The organism is Nonomuraea sp. NPDC001699, from assembly GCF_053596455.1.
On sequence record NZ_JBSFGF010000010.1, the window covers coordinates 61,948 to 83,158 of the forward strand.

10 protein-coding genes are annotated in these 21,211 nt (G+C 63.1%); 6 read left to right on the top strand and 4 right to left on the bottom strand.

The window, feature by feature from the left end:
* The first annotated feature begins 210 nt into the window (after positions 1-210).
* Positions 211-684 carry a hypothetical protein gene (locus tag ACWCSU_RS28575; protein WP_449938997.1) on the top strand — a complete coding sequence of 158 codons (474 nt, stop codon included), beginning with the start codon at positions 211-213 and terminating at the stop codon, positions 682-684.
* A 538-nt stretch (positions 685-1,222) separates the two neighbouring features.
* Here ACWCSU_RS28575 and ACWCSU_RS28580 read toward each other — a convergent pair.
* The 3 genes from ACWCSU_RS28580 to ACWCSU_RS28590 form a co-directional block, all read right to left on the bottom strand.
* The gene (locus ACWCSU_RS28580; RefSeq protein ID WP_449938998.1) at positions 1,223-2,551 is read right to left on the bottom strand and encodes a PD-(D/E)XK nuclease domain-containing protein; all 1,329 of its coding nucleotides are present in this window, start codon (positions 2,549-2,551) and stop codon (positions 1,223-1,225) included.
* On the bottom strand, positions 2,539-4,830 hold the full coding sequence (locus ACWCSU_RS28585; protein ID WP_449938999.1) for an argonaute/piwi family protein: 2,292 nt from the start codon (positions 4,828-4,830) through the stop codon (positions 2,539-2,541). The genes ACWCSU_RS28580 and ACWCSU_RS28585 overlap by 13 nt, the downstream gene beginning before the upstream one ends.
* 366 nt (positions 4,831-5,196) lie before the next feature.
* Complete coding sequence (locus ACWCSU_RS28590; protein WP_449939000.1) at positions 5,197-5,457, bottom strand: hypothetical protein; 261 nt, start codon at positions 5,455-5,457, stop codon at positions 5,197-5,199.
* Positions 5,458-6,065: 608 nt separating this feature from the next.
* On the opposite strand from ACWCSU_RS28590, the gene drmD reads away from it, so the two are divergent.
* From drmD to drmC, 5 genes are all read left to right on the top strand, one after another.
* Positions 6,066-9,353: a DISARM system SNF2-like helicase DrmD gene (drmD, locus tag ACWCSU_RS28595; protein WP_449939001.1), complete on the top strand. Its 3,288-nt coding sequence runs from the start codon at positions 6,066-6,068 to the stop codon at positions 9,351-9,353.
* On the top strand, positions 9,353-13,438 hold the full coding sequence (locus tag ACWCSU_RS28600) for an Eco57I restriction-modification methylase domain-containing protein (protein WP_449939003.1): 4,086 nt from the start codon (positions 9,353-9,355) through the stop codon (positions 13,436-13,438). The genes drmD and ACWCSU_RS28600 overlap by 1 nt, the downstream gene beginning before the upstream one ends.
* A 61-nt stretch (positions 13,439-13,499) precedes the next feature.
* A complete protein-coding gene (gene drmA / locus ACWCSU_RS28605) occupies positions 13,500-17,027 on the top strand; it encodes a DISARM system helicase DrmA (RefSeq protein WP_449939005.1) in 3,528 nt (1,175 codons plus the stop codon).
* Positions 17,024-18,907 (top strand): DrmB family protein, encoded by a 1,884-nt coding sequence (gene drmB / locus ACWCSU_RS28610; RefSeq protein ID WP_449939006.1) that lies wholly within the window; start codon positions 17,024-17,026, stop codon positions 18,905-18,907. Before drmA ends, drmB begins: the two co-directional genes overlap by 4 nt.
* Positions 18,904-19,743, top strand: coding sequence for a DISARM system phospholipase D-like protein DrmC (gene drmC / locus ACWCSU_RS28615; protein ID WP_449939009.1), 840 nt, complete (start codon positions 18,904-18,906; stop codon positions 19,741-19,743). Before drmB ends, drmC begins: the two co-directional genes overlap by 4 nt.
* A 427-nt stretch (positions 19,744-20,170) precedes the next feature.
* Here drmC and ACWCSU_RS28620 read toward each other — a convergent pair whose 3' ends face one another.
* Positions 20,171-21,199, bottom strand: a complete 1,029-nt coding sequence (locus ACWCSU_RS28620; RefSeq protein WP_449939010.1) for a hypothetical protein — start codon at positions 21,197-21,199, stop codon at positions 20,171-20,173.
* Between the last annotated feature and the right edge of the window lie 12 nt (positions 21,200-21,211).

Genomic DNA, 21,211 nt, shown 5'->3' on the forward strand with positions numbered 1-21,211 from the left:
GTATCGCGCTTCGGCTTGGCCATACCCGCCCTTCAGCTCGAACCGGACACCATGGCCGTCAACGCCACTTTGCCGAAGCCCTGGAGTCATGGTGGCCTACGTCCATCGTTGCGGCGAAGACAAGGTTCCCCGAATCGTGCAGCAGCGTTCCGCCAGATCATCCGATATCCGCGGCGGGGCGGACGTGGGCTGTCCCGCGACATGGAGCACATGATGACCAGAAACCGTCGCCGCAAGATCAAGCTCAGCGCCCACGAGGAAGCCACCGGAACGGCGTATATGGTGGCCCGCCGACAGATCTCTCCGCCGACTCTTGCCGAGGTGATGCAGCAGCATCCGCAGCTCAACTCCTTCGGCATCGGCGCCTTCAATCCGCTGCGCAAAACAGCTGAGCAGCGCCGGACCGAGATCGCCGCTGACTGCGAGGAACTGGCCGGAAGCGAGGCCATGGTGATGGAGACCGCCGCGTGGCTTCGTGAGAACATTACGCCGATCAAGACTCCCACCGTCGGCAGCTACTCCATGAAGCACGTGATGGAGCGAGCAACCGGCAGATACGTCACTAATGGCGCTTTCATTGCCGCCGCTCTCATCGCTGGCTACACCTTCAAGTACGAGGCACCGAATGTGCTCTTCGGCATGAGCTTCCGGGACGTGAAGCGAGTGGACTCAGCGACTCATTAGATTTAAGAAAAGGCATGATCAACCCCCTGAAAAGGAGTGTCTCAATAACGCCTCTGGCTCGCTGCCCCCCGTGGAACGAACACCACCTGCGGCACGCTCTTCGCAAGTACGGGCTTACCCTACAACCGACCTCGAGCCCACCAAACCCTGGGCCAAGCGGCTCCACAACGCACCGTCTCCGATTCGATCACAGATCCCGAGCAAAATTGTCGACCTGAACATCCGCCGAAGAGAACGGCCCGGTGGCGTCCTCCACGAGTACTCACATGCCGCATGACCTGCATGGATGAGATTTTCGACAGGCGCAATGTAACCCTGCAACGATTCATGCGGACGAATATCTTCTGATTTAGTTCCAAGAACCAGAACCTCCACCACGCCAAAGCTCATCGCATCAGATTCGATTTGAAGTTCTCCAAAGTGACTACGCGGCTTGATGATCATCCCAGGGACCACCGGCGACGGCAACATCTTCTACATCATTGACGAAAGAGGCCAAGCGAACATGCGAAGGAACCTACAACTGAGCGCAACATTTCTACGTTGACGGCCGCCGGCTCCTATTCGATCCACGACTTCGGCGTGGCCGAGACGACTCAGGAGCGGGCAATGGAAGCTGGCTCGGACGAGAAACAACTATCACGTCAGTGACGTTCTCTAGGCCCAGAAGAGCTTGCCGAGTAGTGCCATGCTCTTGCACCGAGGAGGATTCATCGTAGATAAAGACAATCATCTCCTTGTAGGGATGATTGTCTTTAAGGTATGCCACATAGTCTTGAAAAATCTCTTTCTCGTATACTTTGAAGTCGCTGGCTTTACGCGCATATTTCACTTCGATCAGCAGCCCGAGTGATGGGATACCAAAGTCGGCACGGTAGGAGCTATGTCCAACCTTCCGAAGCGTCTCTTCGTCAACTACGTCATCAAATATCGATCGAAGAATCATCCACAGAATATCCTGAACCTCTCGCTCGGAGGTGATTGGCCAGCGAATCGGCTGGTCCTGGCCGCCGTCATCGTAACGCCATCGTCGCATTGCATCCTGGAAACGGCGAAGGACTGAACCGACATGACTGCTCGTCAAGACGCTCTGATCAATGCTCATCTCGAGGATGCGGGAGACTGCCGCCATCAGAACCGCTGCACGTGGTGCCGTCAGCTGGTCAGTTCGACCCGTCACAAGACCGTTGAGGATACGGTTCTGCGCCTCGCGCAGCTCTTTCACGTCGGTCGTTACCGGGTCGCGGTCTACTGCGGCAAGCCAGCACACGGATGCCAAATCGACGGGGTCGGTGATTGTTCGCAACTCAATGTTCTGGTCTACGGTGACACCAAGGAGTTGCCGAGCATGTTGATGGAAAATCCCCAGCAGAGGCGTGGCCGCCTGAAGTCGCTCATCCTGGAGGACCCCAGTCAGCCAGGTCCGGGCATGAGGAAATTGGTCGCGAATCGCATTGACGGCAAGCGCTATGCCGACTACTTGAGTCGGATCGTTGACAAAGGTCACCCCGTCAAGCTGGAAGGGGTCCTTGCGCATCAGGTGCGGCAGGCGATCGATAAGAAGATCTCTTGCCCGCTGCGACAGAGCAGAGGAAAAGGCTGCTAGTCCATAGCCCAGGACAGCCAGAGCCGGAGTATAGGACAGGCGATGCTCATTGTCTGCAAACCAGGCTTCGGCCATGGGATCAACGTTCCACTGAAATCCCATACTTTTGTCACCCAGAATATAGTGGGCAAGCAACCCGTCAAGATGGCCCGGCTGATTCGATCGACAGATCAAATCCTCTAGCAGGGCAATCCGTTCACTCAGCTGCTGCCCGAAGGATGACCTGTCATCTCCCTCGGGCTGGTGCGTCAGAGAAACCACCGGCTACCTCGTAGTTGAGTCGCGACGGCATCGGCGTTCCAGTTTCGGACGTGGCGCAATTGACCGAGTAGGCGTGCTATGAGATCCGAATAAAGGATTGTTACTGGCATATGAGACGGATACATATTACGCCACGACATCGATGTGAAACGGTACGCCTGCCTTGACAGATACTCGATATCCGTGAAGGTCGATTCCTTGTGAAGTTTGATTAGCAACGGTTTTGGGACACCGTGCAGTTCGCTCTTGAGGTCGTACGGCCCACTGACGGAAAGCAGCATCTCCCTTGCGCCGATGGGGACTGCGTGTCCACGATCCGCCACCAGACGACCCTTGGCAGCGCCAGAGCTTCTGATACCGACACTCGCTCGGTCGAACATAGTCCAATCGTGATCAGTGCTAATATGCACGAACGCGAATTCAACCTTGGCATATTGCTTCGCTAGCTGCTCGACCAGATTTTTGACAGCAATAGTCTCGATATCTTTGAGCGGCTTGAAAACATGGAATATAAGCCGAAGCTCATCACTCTTCTGCCAAGCATTTCTGGCCTTGATATCGCTGATACATTCTTTGAGCGACTGCAGGAGTGCATCAGCATAGTCATCATAGTCAGCCTCACGGGACTTATTCGATAGAAGATAGTTGCCGTCTGCACTAAAGACAGTGGTGATGCCTACCACGCGCTCAGGGTCGGTCAGCCGACTCGACTTGATATGCGCACTACCAATGCCGAACACGAGCTCGTGAGCAAGAGCCTTTGGCGCAGCGATAACGAAGGGGATACCACCAAGCTTGGCATAGCATGCCAAGGCGATGCTGTTGAGCGGGTAGGCAATGTTGCCCAACCGCATGGTCTCGATCTGCACATCCTGTACAGGCACGCCTTGCCCCATGAAAACGGACTTGGCAACCAGATAGGGACTATCGTCACCAGTCAAGTGCTCCTGCGCTTCACTCGTCACTACGATAGCGAGATCCGGGGGACCACTTTTCAAGGCATCACGACATGCCTGGCGATAAGCAGCGGCATCCGTGGCGTCACCTGAGAAGGTGTGCATAGAAATATCAACTCGGCCCAGGTGATACTTGCGAACAAATCCCAGATTGAAGACCTTCGCTCCGCGGACACCGTTCAAAAACTTGGCTATGAAATTCTCAACTGTGCCCTTGTGTATCTTGGGTGCGATTACAGCAATACGGGGCTGTTTTTTGGCGAAGAACTCCGCATCAAACGGGCCGTACTCGTCCAGGCCACGGTCGGCCGAGTGGCTTGTCTTGTCACCACCCTGGTCAAACAGAAAGGTCGGTGAAGTGTAACGCGCCGAAGATACCTTCCGACCTTTGGATGTGCCCACAGGCTGCTCAATAGCGATCGAAAGCCCGTTGGCGATCTCCACCTCGCCGCGCCGGGAGAGCCGGTCGGCGATGTCAACCGTTCTCCCCAACCTGCCTGCAGCACCCAAGAGGTCGAAGGTAGCAACCTCAAGTTCCTTAGCAATCCGGGAGGCATCCACACCAGCCAAAGTCGTGACCACATCGATGAAGGTCTCTCGGCGGCTTTCCAACCAAGCTGCGTCGGCCGAAATACTGGCTAGCTCGGGAGCATCACGAAGAATGAGCCGATCTCCTTCTACCCGCTCGACAGCCCCGACGGCTCGTCGAGTGGCATAGGCATCGAGCACTGGATGAAGGGCCAGCCTGTCATCATGCCCGAGAACGTAGTGTCCGATAACATCGATACCGCATCGCAGAAGGTCCTGGACCGTCATGTCGATCTCGTAGCGCGTCTTGATACCCACCACGACGCCGGGCCGCCCGGACGGCCCAACCATTCGGCTATCCAGCCGGAACTGCGGGTAAACATGGAGCGACGCCAACTCGCCGACCCTGCTACCTCGAATCAACGGTTCGAGGAGATCCTTACCCGGCATCCGGGAGACAAAGGTGGGTGGGGCAAGCCGGCGCAACTTGTAGCGCCAACCGATGACGGCCCGCAGCAGCGCCTCTTGCACCAGACGCATCGTCAATGCCTGATGCTCCTTGATTGCGAAGACGGTCTCCGTGCCATGCGCCTCTGCTTTGGCGACCCAAGGGATACAAGCAATCTGGCCCTTCGTCCGAGCGACCACATGGCTGTCGGCCAGCTCGGCCCGGATCGCTGCTAGCTGCTCCTTCGACTCGAACGTAATCACACCGCCCTCGAAGCTGTTCGCCCTGAAGCGGACAGGGAGGTAGTTGAAGGACAGAAGTGGCGTATTGCGATTACCTGGCTGCATCAGTTACTGCACCACCCTTTCAAACGGATCTCTCGTCTCCCTGGGCACCGGGGCTCAAACGACGTACATCGTCATCAACGCCCAGTCCGTCCTTGCTGCAAGATTCGCCACCCGAACGACGCGACGCATACTGACAGGTCAATAGCATGCCAGGCGGCACCGACAATCCCGATGCTCGAACGCGGCACAGGTGGGGGCTGGTTGAGGACGGCTCACCCGCGAGCCTTGCGGGTGTCGAGGCAAGTGGTCTCGATGTCGACAACGGCGCATGGCAGCGACCCGATGCGGTGCTGACGCTGTGGTGCGGCGGCCTGCGGCGGCTCCTGGCTGACCGCTCGGGTATCGCGGGTTGTGGTTGCCGGAGCGCTAATGGACTGTTGGGTCTCGGGCACGTCGAGTCGGCGGACGCAGGAAGAGCAGTTCCTGCCCTATGACGTCGTCGTACTTGTCTACGCGCTTGTCGGGGATCAGCGCGCCCAGGGCGAGGGCATCGGAAACGTCGTCGGCGGCCAAATTCGCCGGAAGATCGGCGGCTGTGTGCGGGAGGGTGTCGCTGATCAGCAGTACGGCTCCGTAGCCGACGACGTCGACGCCGTAGGCCTGCAGGGCCAGGGCGAGGGTGGTCATGATGGCGTCGCCGCGGAAGGGGAACAGCAAGGTGCCGTTGCCGTAGCCGACGAGCGGGGTGTCGTGCAGGCCAAGGCGGCGTTAGGCGGGCGCGATGCTCAGCGAGCAGGCGCTGGGCGGTGGCGTCCAGGTACGCCAGAACCGTGGTGTCCTCGTACAGGCGCCGCCGCATGGTGGTGCGGACGGCGTACCGAGGGTGCTGTTGGAGCGCGGGCACGCAGTGTGCGGCGACCATGCCGAGGATCCAATTGGTGAAGCACAGGCGCAGACGCATCTTGCCGCGGAGCGGGTTCATGGCGAAAGCGGTCCAGAAACCCACCGATCACCTCTTCCCAACCCCGTCGGCTCAGCACTCATGCCGCCTGCGACAAGCAACGCCTTCCCCGGCCACGGATGGCACTGCAGCCCTCACACATACCTTGCGCAGGCATGGAGAAACGGCTCGCTACCACTCTGAATGCCCAAAATATGATTTTCAGGCCAGCCGATATCGGGTAGCAGCAGAGAGTTGCCGCGATAGTTCTATTTGGATGATAAAAACGTAGTTCCCTCGATCTGTTAGAAGTTCAGCAGCCCCACGGGACACACGCATCGAACGACGGAAGTGGATGAGTGCCGAAGTGCTCAACGAGGCTCCTCTCTTTGCACAAGACACGGCGGTGCCGGCAGTCGGCCAGCTAGTAACAGTGCGTAACCGAAACTGGGTGGCGACGGCGGTGGACCGTTCCTCTATCGCCGCCGAAGAGCCGGGTAGTCCGCTACTCGCTGAAGCGCAACACCTTGTCTCGCTGGTATCTGTGGACGGTGATGCCGGTGACGAGGAACTGCGCGTCCTTTGGGAGCTCGAGCCCGGCGCCACGGCGCGAGAGCAACACGCTTTGCCTTCTCCTCTTCGAGGATTCGATGAGCCCGCGAAGCTGGACGCGTTCCTGGACGCGGTGCGCTGGGGCTCGGTGGCGACGGCGGACAAGACGCTGTTGCAGGCCCCGTTCCGCTCCGGGGTCAAGCCGGAGGACTACCAGCTTGACCCGGTGGTGCGGGCGTTGCAGATGCCTCGTACGAACCTGCTGATCGCCGATGACGTCGGTCTTGGCAAGACCATCGAGGCGGGGCTGGTGATGCAGGAGCTGATGCTGCGTCACCGGGCGCGCACGATGCTCATCGTCTGCCCGGCCTCGCTCACGCTGCAGTGGCGTGACGAGATGCGCGACAAGTTCGGCCTCGCCTTCAAGGTCCTGGACGCGGAGTTCTTGAGAAACCTTCGGAGAGCGCGCGGTGTGTACGCGAACCCGTGGACGCACTACCCGCGGCTGATCGTCTCGATCGACTGGCTCAAGCGAGAGCGGCCTCTAGCGCTGCTGCGTTCGATCCTGCCACCGGTGCCGCAATATCCGCGAACTTTCGACCTCCTAGTGGTCGACGAGGTACATACCTGTGCTCCCTCGGGCACGGGGAAATACGCGGTGGATTCGCAGCGCACGGTCGCGATCAAGACGCTCGCCCCGCACACCGAGCACCGGCTGTTCCTCTCGGCGACCCCGCACAACGGTTACCTGGAGTCCTTCACCGCGCTGCTGGCCCTGCTGGATAACCACCGTTTCGCCCGCACCTTGGTGCCGTCGGAAGAGGCCAAGGCACAGGTGATGGTGCGGCGACTTAAGCGGGACTTGCCACCACGCTGGGACGGTACCCCGCGCTTTCCGGAACGGGATCTGGACCATCCCATGGAGGTCGTCTACGACGCCGCCACCCGCGACGCCTACGCCAAGCTCAACGAGTACGCGCAATCTCGTCGGAAGACGGTCTCCGGGCAGCAGTCTCTGGCTGGGCTCGCACCGAGCCGAGCCACGGACTTCGTCGTCACACTGCTCAAGCGACGCTTCCTGTCCAGCCCAATGGCGTTCGCCAACACCGTAGAGGCCCATCTGAAGTCGATGGCCGCACGGGAGAGGCAGGACAACGACGATCGAGCTGACGACCGCCGCACGGATTCAGTCGTGGAGAAGATCCTCGCCACGATGATCGAGCGATTAGACGAGACTGCCGAAGACGACGAGGCCTTCGGGGACGCGGAGGGCCAGGCCCTGACCACCGTCCGCCGATTAGTCCCACCGCTCTCTCTGCCCGAACGGAAACTCCTGGAGGAGTTGCGCGACTGGGGGCGGAACAACTCGGGCCGAGACGACGGCAAATTCACCGCGTTCTTCGACTGGCTACGAGCGATCGTACAGACCGGAGGCACAGGCGGGGCGAAAGGCCGCTGGGACGGCGAACGCGTCATCGTGTTCACCGAGTACCGCGACACCCAACGCTGGCTGCTCGACCTGCTTATCGGCGCAGGGGTTCCGAGCGAGGCAATCGGACAGCTGTATGGCGGCCAGGACCGCGACGAGCGCGAGCGCGTCAAGAACGTCTTCCAGGACTCCCCAGACCTGCACCCCATGCGGATCCTGCTCGCCACTGACTCTGCGAGCGAAGGCATCAACCTGCAGAACCACTGCCACCGGGTGCTCCATTGGGAAATCCCGTGGAATCCGAACCGGCTCGAACAGCGCAACGGCCGCGTGGACCGGCATGGGCAGAGCGCCCCAAAGGTCGAGATTGTGCACTTCGTGCCCAGCGGCTGGGACCGAAGTCAGGAAGAGGATACCGGGTTCGCTGAGGGCACCCTGGAGGACGCGATGGCGTTCCTCGGTGTCGCTGTACGGAAGGTCAACCAGATCCGGACCGACCTCGGCAGCGTCGGCGAAGTGATCGCCAGCCAGGTGACGCAGAAGATGCTCGGCAAGCGCTCCAGCTGGCAGAGCAGCGACAAGGAGATGAAGCAGCGCGCTGGCAAGGCCGTGCTGAAGATCGAGCGTAATCTGGCGCATGACCTGCAGCAGGCGCAGGAACAGCTCACCCAGACCCGGACCGAGCTGAACCTGAACCCCAAGACGATCGAGCAGGTGGTACGCACCGCGCTGCGCCTGGCCCACAACAAAGACCTCGTCGAGGTCCCATCGCCCAAGGGCGTCAACGCGCGATGCTTCAAGCTCCCTGACTTGAAGGAGGGGTGGGCGCAGGCCCGCAACGACGGCCTGCGGCACCCGGTCAGCGGCAAGGAACGGCCGGTCACCTTCGACCAGAATTACGCCGGACGCAACGACGTCGTACTGCTGCACCTGAATCACCGCCTGGTTGACCTGTGCCTGAGGCTGCTCCGCGCCGAGCTGTGGTCTCAAGGGGAACACGGAGCGCACTTGACCCGGGTTACCGCCCGAGTCGTCCCCGGTGACCTGCTGCGTACCCCGGCGGTGATCGCGCATGGCCGTGTGGTGCTCACCGGGAACCGCGGCGTGCGCCTGCACGAGCAGATCGCCCTGGCCGGCGGCACCATCAAGCAGGGCAAGCTGGTCGTGGAGAAGAACCCCGAAGTTCTGGAGCACTGGCTGGCCGCCGCGTCGCAGGACGCGCCGCCGCCGGAGCTCCTGGACCGGCTGGCCGGGCTGTGGCCCGCGCTGGAGGCCCCGCTCGGCAGAGCCCTCGCGGCCGAATCCAAGAAGATCGCGACCAAGCAGGGCAAGGTCCTGGAGAAACGCTGCGAGGAAGACGTCAAGGCGATGCGGGCGGTCCTGGCCGAGCTGGAACGCAACATCCGCGATGCTCTGAAAACGGACCCGCTCTGGCGTCAAGACACCCTATTCACCATCGACGCCGAACGCGATCAGCTCAAAAAGGACCACGACGAACTCACCGAACGCCTTGCCGCGATCCCCGGGCAGATCGAGTCCGAGACCGATGCCTTGCGCCACCGCTACGCCGACCCAGTTGCCCGCAGATTCCCCGTCGCAGTCACCTTCCTCGTTCCCGCCTCCGTGACAGTAGGCGCCACCTCACCCCAGGCAGGCCGCTAATGTCAGCACCCACGACAGCAAAGCGTCCGCGCTTCCCGAAGTCGACGCAGCAGACGCCGATCGAACAGCACGCCGAGTGGCTCAACCTCCTGCGCCCTGACGGCCCATTCCTCTCCGCAAAGATTTTGGCCGAGGCGTTCCCGCAGGGCTTGGTCGTCGTCGAAACCGAGCTGCGCGCCCGGATCCGTCAAGCGTGGGCCGAGCTCCAGGCCGATCCCGCCACGCTCTGCTCCGCCTGGCAGCACCTGGTGATGAAGGAACTGCTCGGCTACCAGGGGCAGGCCCTACGGAACGGCTCGATGCTGCCGCGTGAGCTGGCCACCGGTTCCAGCACCGGCCCCGACGCGCTGCTAATGGGGCCGGCAGACCCTACCAGCGGCCTACCAGGCGCGGCCGAACGCGCCCTGATCTACCGTCGGCCCTGGGACGAGCCGCTCACCCGCGCGGTCAAAGGGCTGCCTTCACTGGCCGAGCAGGCCGCTGAGTTATGCCGCCGCCGGGCTGTCCCCGTTGCGCTGCTCACCAACGGCCGCCGGTGGGTTCTCGTCCACGCCCGGCCCGCCGCGCCGACCTCCGTCGCGGTATTTGACGCCGACACCTGGTCCGAAGAACCGCTGCTGCTGCGCGCCTTTGTCTCGCTCCTCGGCATCCGCTGCGCCGCCATCGTGCCCAAGGACCGTGACGGCAACAACACCGGCTCCCTCGCCGCCCTGTTCACCCGCACCGCCGACGACACCACCACTGTCACCAAGACCCTCGGCAAGCAGGTCCGCGAAGCCGTCGAACTCCTCGTCGCGGAACTCTCCCGCCTCGACCGCGAAGCCGGCGGCACCCTGCTGGCGGACATCCCTCCACGCACCGTCTACCGCGCCGCCCTGACCGTCATGATGCGCATCGTGTTCCTCCTGTACGCGGAGGAACAGAACCTACTGCCCTCGGGCGACGAACTGTACGCCGACTCATACTCGGTCACGAAGCTCCACGACCGCCTCGACCAGGACGACGCGGCCATCGCCGACCGCTGGCAGGCCGCCTGGCCCGCATTGCTGGCCACCTTCCGGGCGATCCACGGCGGTGCCCGCCACCCGGACATGTGGATCCCTGCGTACGGGGGATCTCTGTTTGACCCAGTCCGGTTCTCCTGGCTGGAACGGACCAAGGTCACCGACCGGGTTGTCTTCGCCATGCTCGACGCGCTGATCAGGCTCAAGCGCGTCTCGTCGACGGGCAAAGTCACCTCGACGGAGCGTCTGTCCTACAAGGGTCTCGACGTTGAACAGATCGGCCACGTCTACGAAGGCCTCCTGGAACACTCCGCGGTCCGGTATGAAGAAACCTATCTCGGGCTCAAGGGCAAGGTAGGGGCCGACGTCAAACTCGCCGATCTGGAGACCTGGCACGCCACCGGTCGCCTCGCCAACAAGGTCACGAAGCTCGCCGGGCTGACAGCGAAGCAGTTCGCCAGCCATCTCGCGACTGAACCTATCAGTGATGACATCGGAAAAATCGACGCGGCCTGCGATAACGACCCCGTGCTCGCGGCCCGCGTCCGCCCATTCTTCGGCCTGCTCCGTCCCGATCTGCGTGACGAGCCGATCGTCCATCCTGCGGGGACGGTCACCGTCGCCCAGGTCGGCGACCGACGCGATCAGGGTACGCACTACACACCGCGCGTCCTCGCTGAAGAGGTCGTCCTGCACACCCTCGACCCACTGTGTTTTTCACCAGGTTCCCCAGACGGTATCCCCCGGCCCGTCGACGGGACTCAGCCGTCCGAGTGGCAGGTGCGGGCGGCTTCGGAACTCCTGTCTCTCAAGGTCCTCGATCCCGCGATGGGGTCAGGTGCATTCCTGGTATCAGCATGCCGATATCTGTCCGAACGCGTCGTTGAGGCCTGGGAGCGCGACGGACTGCCGGACCTGGTCCTCTCACGCCTCGGTGAACAGCGTGAGGATCGCGACGCGCTGCTTCTCGAAGCCCGCCGTATGGTCGCTGACCGCTGCCTCTACGGCGTCGACATCGACGAGATGGCCGTGGAACTCGCCAAGCTCTCGCTGTGGCTCGTCACTCTCGCCAAAGGCCGTCCCTTTAACTTCGTGGACCACGCTCTGCGCTGCGGCGACTCCCTCATCGGCTGCCTTACCACCGATCAGATTGAGGCATTCCACCTCATCCCCAGCGAGGGCCGAATGAAGGTCCGCCTGACCGACGAAATCGATAAAATACTTGGCCCGCTGTTGTCCAAGGCTGCAGATTTACGCCGCGATATCGAGGAGCACGAGGTACTTGATATCCGAGACGCGCTCGCTAAGGCAGCAAAACTCGCGGAAGCCGAAGCACTGACCGATCAGCTACGTCTCGCCGCGGATGCGGTAGTGGCGGCAAAACTTTCTACCGCGACAACGAAGTCCGACGACGCCTACAACGACCGCCTCGCCTCCATCGCCGACCTAGTCGAACGAGCCCTATCGGGAGACAAGGACGCCGAAGGCGAGGCCCGCACCATCATCAATGGCTGGCTTCTCGGTCCCATCGATGGACCCCGCACCGCGCCTCTGCGCCCGCTGCATTGGCCCCTCGAGTTCCCCGAAATCATCGCCGATCCGATCCGCGGTAACCACCGATTTGATGCTGTGGTGGGCAATCCGCCATTCATAAGCGGCACTGATATCAGCAGCCGCATCGGCAAGGACAGCCTCAGCTACATTGGCCAGGTGGTTTCAGCCGGCTTTACCTCCGGCGGCCGCGCTGACCTCTGCACATACTTCCTGTTGCGCAACCTGAAACTTGCCCAGGATCGACGTACTGGGCTCATCGTCGTGAACACTATCGCTCAGGGTGATTCGCGGGATGTCGGCCTCGCGCGGGCGACAACTCATGAACGGACAATTTTTCGCGCAATTAAATCCCAGCCGTGGCCAGGCCAAGCGAGCGTCTTTGTCTCGCTGATCTGGCTCGGAAATGCCGACAGTACCGAAAAAGTTATACTCGACGGGACTTCCGTGCCACATATCAATTCGAGCCTGACCAAGCCGTCACGAGTCTCGGGCTCGCCCCACTCGTTGGCCGCCTGGGCTGGCCAAGCTCCGAACGGATATCAGGTTCGCTCGTCGTTTGTGATCGATGATGGGCAGGCTCAGCTACTGCTTGCCGCCGATAATCGTAACGATCAAGTAATATTCCCATATCTCATCAACGATGATGTCAATAGCGATCCCGGCTATCGCGCATCTCGTTGTGCGATCGATTTCGACGACATGCCTATCGACACCGCTCGATCGTTTCGGGAAGTTTTCACCCTGCTGGAGCGTCGTGTCCAGCCGATCACCGAATCTGGAACGGGGAATTCCTCACGTTGGTGGCAGCACCATCGGCGACGCCCGGAGTTACGTACAGCGATCGCCGATTTCCCCGTCGTGCTTGTTATCGGCCGTCACAGCAAGTATGGGATGCCATGCCTTGTCTCCAATCATCAGGTCTATTCCGACTCTCTCGTCGTCTTCTGCGATCCTAACCAGCACGGACAGCTCGCGCTCCTGACTAGCACCTGGCACTTCAACTGGTGGACGGTCAAGGGCGAATCGACGATCAAGGGGGATCCGCGGTATACCCCGTCCGATGGATTCGACACGTTTCCACAGCCGGAGTTGACTCCCCGGATTCGCACCGCTGGGGAAGAGCTGGACACCTACCGGTGTCAGGTCCAACTGACGCGAACACCCCAGCTCGGCATGACGGATCTGTACAACGAGGTCCACAACCAGGCGAACCGGGACGCGGACATCCAGCGACTGCGGGAGATCCACGTTGAGATTGACGAGGCGGTCACCGAGTCTTACCTCGCGCATCCCCTGGCTTCGGGGTTTGGCTGGACACCGCTGGTCCTGCACCACGACTTTCATGAAACCACCCACGGTCTGCGCTGGACCGTGGATCCGGATGTCCAGATCGAGATGAACGATCGGCTCCTGGAGCTCAATCACGCCCTGTATGCCGACGAAGTTCGTCGCGGTCTCCACAACAAGAAGAAGGCTGCCGCCAAGTCGAAGCTGCTTGCCGGACCCGTGGACGGCGCCTTGTTCTGACGTAATGAACGTGTGGCATAGGCGATAGGGCTGTCGGTGCGGAATCTTATGGTGGTGACTTATGAGTGATGATCTGCTTTCCGGTGGAGCCGGCGGCTTGGTTTTGTCGGTCCCGTCGCCGGGGGCTATCCGGGACGAGTTGGCCGAGCTAGTGGTGCGAGACCTACTCGGGCCGGTGGGCGGCGACCTGGAGGAGGTCCCCGACTCGCCAACCGACTGGTACGTGCTCGGGCGGCTCGCACCGAACGGCACCACGATCGTGCCGGAGGAGCAGGACGCATCGCTTGGAAACAGTGAGTTGCTGGGGATGGAGGAGGGGGCGCTGGACGCCGACGCGCCGAATGTGCCAAGCCTGAGTCCGTCGTCGGTCGGGTTCACCGCGCGGGTGCGGGGAGACGTTGACCAGCTGGAGGTCACTGGGCACTGGGCGCGTTATGTCCGCGACCACTCGACGAACCCGAGCGTCGAGAAGCTGATCTGGCGGCGTAAGCCACATCGGGGAAGTGCCCAGGTCGAGCTGGCCGAGGGGCCGGTGGCGCCGGTTGTTCTCAGCGCCGAGGACAAGGCCGTGGTGCTGCGAGGGCGGGTGCGTCGCTTCCAGGAGGACTGGCTGGTCTCGCTGTTCCTGGTCAACACGACGGAGACCGAGGCGAACTCCGCGCCGCACTGGGTCTTCCAGGCAGAGCTCCAGGTGGCCGGAGTGGACGGCGCAGCGGTGTTCCTACCTCGTCACGGGCCCGGTTCCGGCGGTGACACCGCTGACCGGGGCGAGCTGCGGCGGCTGGCGATGGCTTACCGGTTCAGCCCCGAGTTCGCGGTTGGGCACGGCACCGGGGTGCACGCGACGGCCAGCGGTGCCGACCCGATGACCGCGGTCGTGATCCAGACGAAAGCCGCCCCCGCGTACGACATCGCGCAGACTGATGCGCCGTCGATCAAGGATGACCCGGACCTGCCGGAGTTGGCCGAGCTGCTCGTCGACATGAAGAAGTTGTCCGAGTGCGACCCGCAGGAGCTGCGAGCGGGGCTGACGCCGCTGGTCGCCGGCTACCGGGCGTGGATCTGGCGGGCTGAGGCCCGGATGGGGCAGCCTGGCCAGCATCTCGACGGCTACACGATCCAGGCCGGGGAGGTGCTGGTTGAGGCTAAACGGGCGGCGGACCGGATCGAGGCGGGGATCGAGCTGGTGCTGGGGGACGCGGAGGCCCTGGCCGCGTTCCGGTTCGCGAACAGTGCGATGCACCTGCAGCGCATCCACACCCGCGTCGCCGCAGCCCGAAGACGGGGCGACTCCCGTAGCGTTGACGAGGTCTTCTTCGACGAAGATCAACTGCTCAACCGGTCCTGGCGTCCGTTCCAGCTCGCGTTCCTGCTGCTGAACCTACCCGCGCTGACCGATCCGGCGCATCCGGAGCGTGCCGCGGGGGTTGAGGCGGTGGCGGATCTGCTGTGGTTCCCCACCGGTGGCGGCAAGACCGAGGCATATCTCGGCCTGACTGCCTACACCCTGGCCATTCGCAGGCTGCGGCCGGGGTTGGGCGGTCTTGACGCGTCCCACGGGGTCGCGGTCCTGATGCGCTACACCTTGCGGCTGCTGACGATCCAGCAGTTCCAGCGAGCCACCGCGCTGATCTGCGCGTGCGAGGTGCTGCGCCGCAAGGACGAGACACAGTGGGGCGAGGCGCCGTTCCGGATCGGCCTGTGGGTCGGGGGAAAGGTCTCCCCGAACACCACCGACAAGGCTTCCGATTGGGTCAGGGAAGTACGCCGGGCCAGCGGCAGACCCGCGCAGGACTCCGGCTCGCCCTACCAGTTGACCAGCTGCCCGTGGTGCGGCACGAAGATCGAGAAAGGGAAGGACATCGAGGTAGACAAGACGCTGCGCCGCACCTACCTGCGCTGCCCCGACCTGTTCGAGTGCCCCTTTGGTAGCGCCGACCCGGACGGAGAGGGCCTGCCGGCCGTCGTGGTCGACGAGGAGATCTACCGGTTGCTGCCGAGCCTGGTGATCGCGACCGTCGATAAGTTCGCGCAGCTGGCCTGGAACGGGCGCACCCAGTCCCTGTTCGGACGGGCCTCACGAAGCTGCTCCCGGCACGGCTACATCACGGCCCAAATGGCTGATGAGGACTGGGAGGCCGGCAGCCACCTCGCGGAGGGTCGCCATCCGGCCGCGACGACCACCGTGGCCATGCAGGTGCGTCCGCCGGACCTCATCGTCCAGGACGAGTTGCACCTGATCTCCGGCCCGCTCGGCTCGCTGACCGGCCTGTACGAAGCCGCCGTGGACCGCTTGGCCACCTGGGAATATGCGCCCGGCAAGTCGGCGCGGCCGAAGGTGATCGCCTCGACGGCCACGGTCAGACGTGCCGAGCGGCAGATCCACGCGCTCTTCGACCGGCGTACCGAGGTCTTCCCACCACAGGGCTTGGAAATCAGTGACAGCTTCTTTGCCCGGCAGCGGCCCACGGATTCGCATCCGGGTCGCCGCTACATCGGAATCTGCGCTCAGGGGGTGCGCACGAAGTCCACGATGATCCGTGTGTACGTCGCGGTGCTCGCCGCCGCGCAGACCGTGCACAAGAAGTACGGCCACAACCCGGTGACCGATCCGTACATGACGTTGGTCGGCTACTTCAACAGCCTGCGTGACCTCGGTGGCATGCGCTTGTCGGTTGAAGATGACGTCTCCACCCGGCTGGAGCGCATCAACGAACGCGGGCTGACCCGCCGTTACGACCTGCGGCTCGACGAACTCACCTCGCGCCTGAGCTCGGAGAAAATCCCCGATATCCTCCAGCAGCTGGAGTACACCTTCCCGCGGGTGAACAAGCTGACGCCGATCGACGTCCTCCTGGCCACCAATATGATCGCGGTCGGGGTCGACGTGTCGCGGCTCGGCGTCATGGTCGTCGCCAACCAACCCAAGTCCACCGCCGAGTACATTCAGGCCACCAGCCGCGTCGGCCGAGCCGCCCCCGGCCTGGTCTTCACCGTGTTCAACTGGGCCCGGCCACGCGACCTATCGCACTACGAGACCTTCGAGCACTTCCACGCCACCGTGTATCGGCACGTAGAGGCGCTCTCGGTCACCCCGTTCGCGGAACGCGCCATCGACCGTGGCCTGACCGGGGTGCTGGTCTCGCTCGCCCGCAACCTGGAGACCGCCGACAACGGCAATCCCGGTGCGCAGACTTTCGATACGCGCGGTGGCAAGGCCGACCACATCGTGCGCTACCTAGAGCGCAGAGCGGGCGACGTCGCCGCCGAACGGGCGGTGGCCACCCGAGTCCGGGAGGAGCTCGACAGCATCCTGGACCTGTGGGCCCGCGAGCAGCGCCGGCCAGCGACCCGGCTCGTCTTCGACGCCAAAGGCAAGGCCGACGACATCGTCGCCCTGCTGTATGGCCCGGATTCCGGCCCATGGCGGCGCATGACCTGCCCCACTTCACTGCGGGAGGTCGAGCCGGGCATCCGGCTAGTGCTGCGGGACGCGCCGGGCAGTGCCGACGATCATGACGAGCACCCGTTCCTTCCCCGCCCGAAGCCGGATGCCGACAACGCTGAACAGCAAGGGGACCCGTCATGACCATCACCGAGGACGGCTCACGGTCGGCGAATGACCTGCGAGTCGGGGAGCTGAGGCCCAGCCAGCTGCTGCACACCTATGGGGTCGGTGCGGTCGCGGACCTGCCGAACCTCTCGGTGATGATCCTCGGGCTGGACGAATGGGCGCTGGAGAAGGCCGCGATCATCCCCGAGGAGCGGCTGTTGGCGGCGGTGCGCAGTAAGCTCGGCTCCCAGGTGCGGAACCTGCGGATGCCGCCGTACATCCCGGAAGATCCCAGAGATGTAAACGGAACCTGGTCCCGGATCGGGGTTCCAGTCGCGGTCTTCCCTGGCTGGTTGCGCTGTACCGACAACCGGTGCAACCGGCTCGCCCCTGCAGGCTCCGGCCTTTTTCACTTATTGTCCAACAGTTACGCACCCGACCAGACTCGCTACGTCCATTCCTGCCGCGATAGCGGCCGAAAAAGGCCCACCGCGGTGCCCGCCAGATTCGTCTCCGCTTGCCCCGCCGGGCACGTGGACGATTTTCCTTGGTTGTACTTCGTTCACCGCGGCGCACCGTACGGGCCGGGCCACACCCTCAAGCTGATCGAGCGCGGTACCACCGGTGAAGCGGCGAACATCTTCGTCGAATGCTCCTGCGAGGTAAACGCCCGGTCCATGGCCGAGGCAATAGGCATTCGCAGCGAGCAGGTGCTGCCGGCCTGCCGGGGCCGCCACCCGCACCTAGGCACTTTCGAGCCGTGCTCCGAACAGACCCGGACCATGGCACTGGGCGCGACGAACGGCTGGTTCGCGATGCAGCTGAGAGTCTTCTCCATCCCACACGCGAACGACCCGGTCGACAGCGCCGTGGCCGAACACTGGAACGGGCTGCGCGTCCTGGCGGATCTGTCACCTGAGGTCGCACGTATGGTCCTGCCAACCCAGATCATGTGGCCACAACTTGAGCGCTTCGGCGTGGACCAGGTGCTAAAGGCGGTCAAACGACGCGGTAACACGCATCAGGCCCCCACATCCGAGGACTCCGACGCCTTGGACATCGCCGGACCAGAGTGGCAGGCCTTCACCGGCGCCCCACAGAACCACCCAGACTTCAGCGTGAGCGACGAACCCGTCCCGCCGGCGCACCACGCCTGGCTCAGCCAAGTCCGCCTGGTGAAGCGGCTGCGCGAAGTGTCGGCCCTGTACGGGTTCAGCCGGATCGACGCGCCAGAATGGGGCTCTGCAACCAGCGGCGGCTCAGCGGAGGAGATCAACCGGGCCCCTCTATCCAGCGCCGCACCAACCTGGGTGCCGTGCGCAGAGACTCGAGGCGAGGGCATCTTTCTACGCTTCGATGAACAGGAGATCTCCGCCTGGGAAAAGGATCCAAGCGTCATCCAGCGTACGAAAACCCTGATGGAAGCACACCGGAAATGGTGCGCCCAACGTCGCGTCGAAGCAGAGTGGCCGGGCATCCGCTACGTGCTGTTGCATACCTTCGCCCACGTCATGATCCGCGAGGTCGCCCTCGAATGCGGGTATGGAGCCTCCGGAATCGGAGAGCGGATCTACGCGCGTGCCAGCGAAGATCCCATGGCTGGGATCCTGCTCTACACGGCGGCCCCCGACAGCGAAGGCACCCTCGGCGGCTTAGTCAGCCTCGGCGGACAGCACCGGCTCAGCGCACTGATCGGTCAGGCACTTGAAGCGGCACGGCTGTGCGGCTCGGACCCCCTGTGCGCCGACCACAACCCGGTCGTCCACAGTCGCCTACATGGCGCGGCCTGCCACGCCTGCCTGTTCGCCGCAGAAACCTCCTGCGAGCGCGGCAACCATTTCTTGGACCGTGAATTGCTCGTCGAAACGTTCAGCGGCCGGGCGGGCGGGTTCTTCACACAGTTCTCCACGACGTGACCGGCCCCGACGATCCCCCGGCAGTACCGCCGCTGTCCCACGTACTGTCTGGGCTCGTCGCCAGTCTCCCGGCAACCCACCTCGCCGCCTGGATCCGCGTCCTGCACACTGTCGCGACCCCCGACGAGCGGACTGAGTCCCTCCTTGTCGCTGCCCACCCGGGCGCGGGAATCGGACCTCGTGCCAGCCTACTGGCGACCTCATGGAGAGCCACCAACGCACAGCTGACGGGTCCTGCCGTCGCTCTCGCTCTCGAAGCCGCTAGCCAACGCTACGAGCAGGACCTCGCCTCCCACCGTGTCGAAATCGCCGTCTCCGGCCCAGTGAGCGAGGCTGTCCCCATCAGACTGACCGCGTCTGTTGCTGTCAGTGTGATCCGAATCGCGACCAGTCAGCTCCTGGTTACGAGCTACGCCGCGTTCGGCGTCCGGGAGATCGTTAGCGAAATCTGGGCCGCGGCGGACCGGGGCGTCAGCGTCGATCTCATCCTGGAGACTGCTCGTTCTGCCGGTGGAAAGCTGCGAGGAGATAGCGACGGCCGCACCGCCTTCCATGACCTCCGCTTCCACCCGGACGTACACCTATGGCAATGGGCGAACGATCAGCGGCAGGGCCTCGGAGGCCGACATGGCAGCATGCATGCCAAGGTCATCGCCGCCGACTGGGCCACCGCCTTCCTCGGCAGCGCGAACCTAACTGACACCGCCTACACCGATAACCTGGAAATCGGCGCTGTCATCCACGACCCCAGCTCCATCGCCAACCTCGTCGACCACTTCACAACCCTGATGCGCTCGGAGGACGGCCCTCTGATCCGATTGCCGTGGTACTCATAGTCGCAAGCCTTCGGGTATTCGCGCCCGCTGGTTGCATCGCCCCCGCAGGAGGCGTCGGTGTCGCCGGTCTTGCCGACGCCGCATCCCCAGGGCCACCGACTCGGGGGTGTTGCGCGACATAGACCGCGATCTTGCTTACGCAGCGCCTGGAGGGAAGCCACAGACCAAGCACCACATGGTGGGTTATGAAGCGGTACACGCACACAGTTTCCTGCCTGGATGCGGAAACCGCCTATGCCACTCTGGGCTTCGCAAGGCTATGACCTGGCCGGATCGGATTGTCGGCAGACGCAGAGTTATGAAGTGGTAAAGGCCTTCAGCGGCGATGCCGATGAGCACTGCTGCCTCACCTCTCTGACACCCGACCCTAATTTCCTGTGGCCTCCGCCCTGGGCATCAGGGCAGTGGGGCTCCTGTTCCTTTGGTTCTACAGAGGCGGACGTGCTGGGGCTACCGGGAGCAGACCCAGAGACCTCAGTATGCGTCCGGTATCGGCTCCGTCAATGATCATGTAGAAACGGGGGTGCCGGACGTCGTGGGCGTAGGCGTCCATCATGCCAACCACGCTCGGCTTGATCTGGTGACAGTGCTGCAGAACGAGTAGCTCCGCGGGCTCGGTGAACAGCCGGTCGATCTGGTCACCGTTCTTGCCCAGGGCCTTGACGTCCATCGCACGAGGGAAGCCCGGTCCCTTAAACAACCACGCAGCCGACACTTGGCGCCCGCGGGCGAACACTCGTGACGTATAAAGGTCGGAGCGCTCGCCACCCCAGTCCTTCGGAACGTACGACTCGCCGACCAGCCCGGCAAAGGCGCGTTTCACTGTGTCCTCCGGCACACGGAGGACCGCTTTGCCCTCGGCCTCAGTGAAGGGAGAGGCGAAGTCGATCCCGCTGAACTGGCTGATATCGCTGGGGTAGACCCGCGCTCCCGGCGCTGGGCCTCCGGCGGCAAGGTCGTCATCAACGAATGATCTAATTCCGATGAAGACCGGCCTGAGCTCGATTCGCTCTGCATCTAGATTGGTGACCGTCCCGATCAGGTAGAGCTGCCTGTTCCCGCTGAGGCTACCGGGCGCGGAGGAACTGGCGATTCTTGCCGCGTTAAATGTCCCGCTGACGCGCACCGGGTCGCCCGCGTCGAGCACCGCTGTGAAGCTCGCGGGCTTGAAGCCTGGAGCGTCGCAGTCCCGGTCTCGCTGGAACGCAAACTCCAGCTCGGTGCCGACGACTTGCCCCACACGTAGATCCCGCTCCAGTACACGCCTCGCCAGTTCGCCGACTCCCAGTGAGGAGAGCGCCTCGGCGAGTTCTGCGGCAAGCACGTAGAGCAGCGCCGCCTCGGGATCGCTCCTGCGGGCCGCCCGCGCCCGCGCGGACTCCGTCCGCTGCTTTCCGAGGAGGGACTGAACCTGGTCCTGGTGCAGGAAGTATGGCTCGAGCACAATGCGCACCATCAACAACATGAT